5 protein-coding genes are annotated in these 7,230 nt (G+C 43.2%); all 5 read left to right on the top strand.

Going from position 1 to position 7,230, the window contains the following annotated elements; genetic code table 11:
• Positions 1-2,042 (top strand): RagB/SusD family nutrient uptake outer membrane protein (locus AAC033_RS17575; protein ID WP_339740539.1); only part of this gene is annotated, 2,042 nt, incomplete at its 5' end.
• A 22-nt stretch (positions 2,043-2,064) separates the two neighbouring features.
• The gene (locus AAC033_RS17570; protein WP_339740537.1) at positions 2,065-2,871 is read left to right on the top strand and encodes a DUF3823 domain-containing protein; all 807 of its coding nucleotides are present in this window, start codon (positions 2,065-2,067) and stop codon (positions 2,869-2,871) included.
• An 81-nt stretch (positions 2,872-2,952) separates the two neighbouring features.
• Positions 2,953-5,160: a hypothetical protein gene (locus AAC033_RS17565; protein ID WP_339740535.1), complete on the top strand. Its 2,208-nt coding sequence runs from the start codon at positions 2,953-2,955 to the stop codon at positions 5,158-5,160.
• 124 nt (positions 5,161-5,284) lie between these two features.
• Positions 5,285-6,349: a DUF1080 domain-containing protein gene (locus AAC033_RS17560; protein ID WP_339740533.1), complete on the top strand. Its 1,065-nt coding sequence runs from the start codon at positions 5,285-5,287 to the stop codon at positions 6,347-6,349.
• A 130-nt stretch (positions 6,350-6,479) separates the two neighbouring features.
• Positions 6,480-7,230 (top strand): Gfo/Idh/MocA family oxidoreductase (locus tag AAC033_RS17555; protein WP_339740531.1); only part of this gene is annotated, 751 nt, incomplete at its 3' end.

Below are 7,230 nucleotides of genomic sequence, written 5' to 3'. Positions count from 1 at the left end.
TAAAATATTTGATATTGACATTAATGGCGTTTAGTAGTGCGATTATTTCCTGTAATGACTACTTGGAAATTCCACCGATGAACGTTGTCCAAGATAAAGATCTGTTTACCGATGCAACAGGTATGACTGTTTACATGTCGCGTATGTATAGCCAAATGCCATTCGAGGATTTTAAATATTCACCAGCACGTCAGTTTTTTGATGACTGGTTGGTCACTCCCGGAGCAAATTCGGGGGAATCACTAGGTCGCGATGCTGGCACAGCGATGACATCCGAAGGCTGGGCCAGAAATGGAGCATATTGGGGTAGAGCCTTTAACCTGCTTCGTGATGCCAACCGATTACTCGAAACTTTGCCTGAGTACCAGGCAAATTTTAGTGAATCAGACTACAACCATTTTATCGGAGAGGCTTACTTCGCCCGTGCGATGGTTTTCTATGCTTTAGCAAAACGTTATGGAGGAGTTTCATTGGTTACCGAAGTGTTGAAATATCCTGATAATCCTGCAGAGGAACTTGAAATCCCACGTTCAACGGAGGAGGAAACCTGGAATCAAGTGTTGGCCGATTTTGACATGGCAATTGCAAATCTCTCCGAGTCAAGTCCCAAACGTGGTTATGCAAATAAGTATGTAGCCTATGGGTTTAAATCTGAAGCGATGTTGTTTGCCGGCTCGGTGGCAAAGTACAACAATATAACAGGTTTTGGTCAAAAGACTGACGTACGTGTTATTGGTTTTGACCCCAATTCTGCTGCCGCAGCTTCAAAGAAGTATTTCAGGGAGGCTTACAACGCATCTCGTGAAGTTATGAAGTCCGGGAAATATTCCTTGTATAAGAAAAAATGGTCTCCCAACGACAAAGAGGCTCAATACCAGAATATGGTCGACATGTTCTTTGATGTTTCGAGTCCTGAAAACATCTATATAAAAGAATATAGCTATCCTGATTTGGCTCATGGTTATGATTCTTACAATATTCCACGTCAGTTGATGGGGGGTAATGGTTATTCCGCAGGAAACTGTCCAACGCTTGATTTTGTTGAGCTGTTTGATGGTTTCGATAAAAATGAAGATGGAACGATTAAAGTTTTTGACGATAATGGTAAGTACGTCATGTACGATAATGTGACTGACATTTTTGCCAATGCAGAACCACGTCTTCGTGCCTATGTTATACTCCCAGGTGATGTTTTCAAAGGGGAAGTGATCGAGATTCGGCGAGGTATTTTCACAGGTGATGCTTCAAACGGCATTGACCCTTTGAGAGTCGTTAATGGAGGGGCGCCAGATTATACGGTGTCAGGACCATCGAATTATAACCAGGTAGATGCCTATAGAGCGGTCGGTGATTTTGCAGGCCAAAAATCTCTTTTCTTGTCACAGAATGGAAACACGCACGAAACGGTAGAATTGCCAGATGGTACGATAATGAATGCCGGTGGGAAAAGTGGCCCGTTCACATCAGATGGTACCGCGGCTATGACTGGTTTTGCAGTGCGTAAGTGGCTCAATCCAAATATGCCACAAAGTTTAGTACTGGAGGCTCGTTCAGAGCAACACTTTATTTTAATGCGGTACGCTGAGATTCTGTTGAATGTAGCGGAAGCGGCGGAAGAATTATTGCTTGCCGGAGAAACAGCTCCTTCAGGGGATGATTTCAAGCAGATTGCCTTTGACGCCATTCAGGAAATTCGTGAAAGAGCTGGGGCGGATCCGTTGACAAGTATGACAGAACTTGATCTGGAAGTTATCCGGAAAGAACGTAAAAAGGAACTTGCGTTTGAACACAAAACGCTATGGGATATCAGACGTTGGAGAACTCAACATTCTGACATGTTGAATGGATATACACAAGCAGATGGAGCATACTACAAGGGATTGTATCCATTTTATTCATCAACAACTGGAGAATACTTCTTCGATGCTGGATTGGATGAAGGCAGACGTCGCTTCCGTTTATCAGAACAGGAATATTATTTCTTAATTCCAGGTGGTGAAGTATCTAAGAGCCCAGTCATTGATCAGCAACCAGGGCGTTAATTTAATCTTAAAATTGAACGAGATGAAAAAAATATTTTATGGTGTATTATTTTGCTTGGCTGTAATTTCTTTCAGCTCATGTGAAATTGACAACTTTGATTTGCCTGAGGAAACTATAAAAGGTAGCGTAGTAGATGTTGCTACTGGAGAACTTGTGCTGACCGACCAAGGTAGTGAGGGAACACGGATTCGACTTCGTGAACTCAGCTGGACAGAAACGGAAGTTCCTGACAACTTTGATTTTTGGTGTATGAAGGAAGGAATCTTTCAAAATACAAAAGTCTTCAAAGGGCACTATAATGTCCGGATTGATGGGGCTTTTATCCCACTAGTGAGGACCAACAGCTCAGGTGATACCATCGCTGACGAATCAAAATATATTGACATTGAGGGTGTTACTGAAGTGGAGTTTGAGGTTCAGCCTTTCCTCAAATTAGAGTGGGTTGGCCAACCTACTGTAAGCAACGGAAAGATAACTGCTAACGTTAGAGTAACACGGGGAGTTAGTCCTGCTGATTTTAGAGCGAAAATTGAGCCTATGGGCGGATATAATGATGGCATGCTCAATGTGACTGACCTTCGCTTGTTTGTTAGCCAGGTTCCACATGTTGGATACCGGGAATGGGATAACAGGTACACGACTCAAATAAATTATGATGGAAATTCATTTGACAATCTTCTGGGACAGACAATCACAGTTACTACAAATGGAGAGATTCCTGCCGGAAGAACAGTTTTTATACGGGCTGCTGCTCGAATAAACTATGCCACCGAAAATATTAGGAGGCATAATTATAACGAAGCCGTCAGAGTCGAAATTCCCAATTAGTTATTATTAATTCTGAAATGAAGTCATTTCGTGTTTTTGAAAGTGCGGAATGGCTTCTTTCTTTTAACAAACCAAGAAACGATGAAAGTTAAGTCAATAATATACATTTTCCTGGGGTTTCTTTTTTTTGTGTCTTGTTCAAACTCAAAAACGACAGAAAATACAACTCCGGAGAGGAGAGAGAAAACTGCATTTCAGACTTCTAATCCATGGAAACCAGTTACTGATGTTAGGGCTGATGTCGCAATCGTGTACAGTGTCCGGGATCATCACCGCAATAATGGGATGACATTCGAAGAGCGTGTCCAAAGCTGGCGGGACAGAGGATATATCACGCACTTTATGACTGGTATTGCCTGGGGTGAATATCAGGAATATTTCACCGGGAAATGGGATGGTGAGCCACATTTGGATGAAGGCCAAGTAACGCAGCGAGGAGACACCATTTGGCATGGACGGATGGTTCCCTATATTGTGCCATCAAAGAATTTTATCAAATATATAAAAGAGACTCAAATAAAGCGGGTGATTGACGCCGGTATCGATGCGATTTTTCTTGAAGAACCTGAGTTTTGGGCACGTGCCGGGTATAGTGAGGCATTCAAAAGAGAGTGGAAAGAGTTTTATGGGTTTGATTGGCGTCCACAGCATGAATCGCCGGAAAATACCTATTTGTCAAATAAATTGAAGTATCACTTATATTATCGGGCATTAGATGAGTGTTTTTCCTATGCTAAAGAATATGGAAAGAGTAAGGGCATGGATGTGCGATGTTATGTGCCAACCCACTCTTTGGTTAATTACTCACAATGGCAGATTGTAAGTCCGGAGGCTAGTCTAGCCTCCTTGCCATCAGTCGATGGATATATTGCACAAGTATGGACTGGGACTTCCCGAACACCTAATTATTTTGATGGAAAGCAGAAAGAACGGGTTTTTGAAACTGCTTATCTTGAATATGGCTCAATGGAATCCATGACGGCTCCAACTGGTAGAAAGATGTTCTTTTTGACCGATCCGATTGAAGATTGGCCCAGGGACTGGGTTGATTACAAAAAAAATTACCAGGCAACTTTTACAGCCCAATTGCTTTATCCGAACATTGCTGACTATGAAGTGATGCCTTGGCCGGACAGAATTTATGAAGGACTCTACAAAACAAGTGCGGATAGTGATAAGAAGGAGCAAATTCCCCGTTTTTATTCGACACAGATGCAGGTTATGATCAATTCGCTGAATAGTATGCCGTTATCTGATAACAAACTGTCTGGATCTGAGGGGATCAGTGTGTTAATGGCGAATTCATTAATGTTCCAGCGTTTACCAACTCATCAGGGGTATGAAGATCCTAGTTTTTCGAATTTCTATGGTCAAACTTTACCGTTTTTGAAGCGCGGTGTTCCTGTTAAAACAATGCATTTCGAAAATGTGTCCTATCCGGAAACCTGGAAAGATACCAAGGTTTTAATTATGTCGTATTCTAATATGAAGCCGGGAGACCCGAAAGGGCACGAGTATATTGCTGATTGGGTGAAAGGTGGAGGTGTTTTGGTTTATGCCGGGCGCGACATTGATCCGTTCCAGTCAGTTCAGGATTGGTGGAACACCGGAGAAAACCAATACAAAACTGCTTCTGAGCATCTGTTTGAACTGTTGGATATTGAATCTTCAGGAGAAAGTGGTGAATATCAGTACGGAGAAGGCACAGTCTATATTATTCGCGAAGATCCTAAAGAGTTTGTTTTGGAAACTGACAGTGATGAAAAGTTTGTCGGTATTGTCAAGCGACTTTACGAAGAGGAGGCTAAAGCCGGAGAATTGGTCTTTAAAAATAATTTCTATCTGGAGCGTGGAGCTTACGATTTAATTTCGGTCTTAGACGAAAGCATAAGTGATGAACCGTTTGTGCAGAGAGGTCGACTAATTGATTTATTCGATCCTAAATTGCCCGTTCTCAGTGAAAAGGCAGTTTCACCCGGAGAGCAGGCTTACCTTCTGAATGTGGATAGAATCGAACAGCAGGATAGGCCTCAGGTTTTGGCCGCCGCATCTCGCGTTTACGATGAAGAAATAACAAAAAGTCGCTATTCCTTTATCACGAAAAGCCCCTTGAATACAACCAATGTGATGCGTATTCTTTTGCCAGGCACACCACAGCAATGCCTGGTGTTTGATCATGAAGGGAAGGAGTTGAACGATTTTTCGTGGGAGTGGAACGAGGAAAGTAAAACGGGTTTGTTAGGATTTGAGAATGATCCCGACGGGATCAAAGTTGATATAAGATGGTAAATATCACCCAAAGTATATCTAGGATTAAAATGAACTGACTTTGCTTAAACTAACCTGACCAACTAAAACTAATAACAGACCGACAAATCTTGAAATGAATTAAATCCAACTAAATCATAAAATTATGAAATCATCAGCAATTTTAAGTTTCCTGGTATTATTTACTTGCATTGGTATGTCAGCCTTGTGCCATACTAAGAATGCAGAATCTATGACTGAAGGGCCGCAAGAGCAACTAGACAGATTCTTGGGGCAGTGGACTTTTGATTTTGGGAACAATGCGGTCGGCTGGCTTCAAGTGAGGCAGGAAGATGGTTATTTAGACGCCGATCTTATGTGGGGCGGTGGAGGCGTATTTTATGGCTTGCCTTATGTTTACATTGCTGATGATGTCTTGTATCTTGGCAGAAATCCTCGTAAGGCAACTTTGACCAAGGATACTCAGGGAAATGCAACGCTTACGCGCGATTATCCAACATGGATTGAGGTGAAAAGGGATGGTGATAAGATCAATGGATTTTATTTAAGCCCGAAGGTGACAGGGCTTGGAGTGGATTCTGTTTTTATTGAAGGGACAAAACTACCTGATGTTCCTCCTGTGCCGGATCTGAAGAGCCTCAAGTATGGAAAGCCAATTCAATTGATTGAAAACAAGAATGACCTTAAAGGATGGCGACTGATTGAGGATCATCTGGCAAACGGCTGGTCGGTAACAGATGGCGTTTTAACGAATAATCCGGTTCAAAAGGAAGGAACGCCTCCAATTCGTTACGGGAATCTGAGAACTGAAGAAGTGTTTGGGGATTTTAATTTGAAGCTTGAGGTTAATGCCCCTCCGGGCAGCAATAGTGGAGTTTATTTACGTGGCATGTACGAGGTGCAGGTGGCGGATTCGTATGAGCGTCCGCTTACCTGGGGTGGTAGTATGGGAGCTATTTTTACACGGATTCTTCCGTCGGTAAAAGCTGAGAAGCCAGCGGGTGAATGGCAGACCTTGGATATCACCCTGTGTGACCGGCATGTAACTGTATTGCTCAATGGCACCACGATTATAAATAATCAGCCCGTTCATGGTGCCACGGGTGGAGCTATTCAGTCCGATGTGTTTGCTCCAGGGCCTATATATCTTCAAGGGGATCATACCGGGATATCATTCCGAAACTTGGTTCTTACTCCAATCATTCATTAAATAACGAATACTTCAATTGATTATCATGGAATCGAAAGAATCAAAGACGATAAACCGGAGAGGTTTCATTGGCACTTCGGCCGTCGTGATAGGCGGGTTTACTGTTGTGCCTTCATATGCTGTTTCTGGATTGGGTCACCTCGCTCCAAGTGATAAACTCAATATTGCAGGCATTGGTATCGGTGGAATGGGGCGTGTAGACCTGGAAGACGTCGCAAAGACGGAGAATATTGTTGCCCTGTGTGATGTTGACTGGAATGAATCGGTAAACAATGTGTTTAACACCTACTCGAAAGCAAAAAGATATAAAGACTATCGGATGATGCTGGATGAGCAGAAGGATATTGACGCCGTGATCGTCGCTACGCCCGATCATACGCATGCCTTAATAAGTATGGAGGCGATGAGGAGAGGAAAGCATGTTTACACTGAAAAGCCACTGACTCACACGGTCTATGAAGCAAGGATGTTAACAGAAGCTGCCCGGAAGTACAAAGTTGCAACACAAATGGGCAATCAAGGTCAGGCCAGCGATGCTTCACGTCGGATTCAGGAGATGATTTTGGATGGGGTGATTGGCACAATACAGGAAGTACACGTTTGGACGGATCGTCCAAATCGGGGGCTTGCTGATACCTATTGGCCCCAGGGAGTGAGACGACCGCAGGATACCCCTCCTGTACCTGAAAGTCTTGACTGGGATCTTTTCACCGGACCCGCTCCTGTACGCCCATATCACTCGGATTATCATCCGTTTCGATGGCGGGGGTGGCTCGACTTTGGTACAGGTGCTCTTGGAGATATTGGCTGTCATTCGTTTGATACTGTTTTTCGAGCGTTGAAGCTAAAATACCCAACAAATATTCAGGCGGTTTCAACTT

The organism is uncultured Sunxiuqinia sp. (genome assembly GCF_963974515.1).
GTDB lineage: Bacteria > Bacteroidota > Bacteroidia > Bacteroidales > Prolixibacteraceae > Sunxiuqinia.
The sequence above is the reverse complement of the archived record's forward strand: the minus strand, read 5'-3'. Positions and strand labels throughout refer to the sequence as shown.

Coding starts and splice junctions, on each gene's coding strand:
- AAC033_RS17565 (WP_339740535.1), top strand. CDS start 2,953: ATGAAAGTTAAGTCAATAATATACATTTTCCTGGGGTTTCTTTTTTTT.
- AAC033_RS17560 (WP_339740533.1), top strand. CDS start 5,285: ATGAAATCATCAGCAATTTTAAGTTTCCTGGTATTATTTACTTGCATT.
- AAC033_RS17570 (WP_339740537.1), top strand. CDS start 2,065: ATGAAAAAAATATTTTATGGTGTATTATTTTGCTTGGCTGTAATTTCT.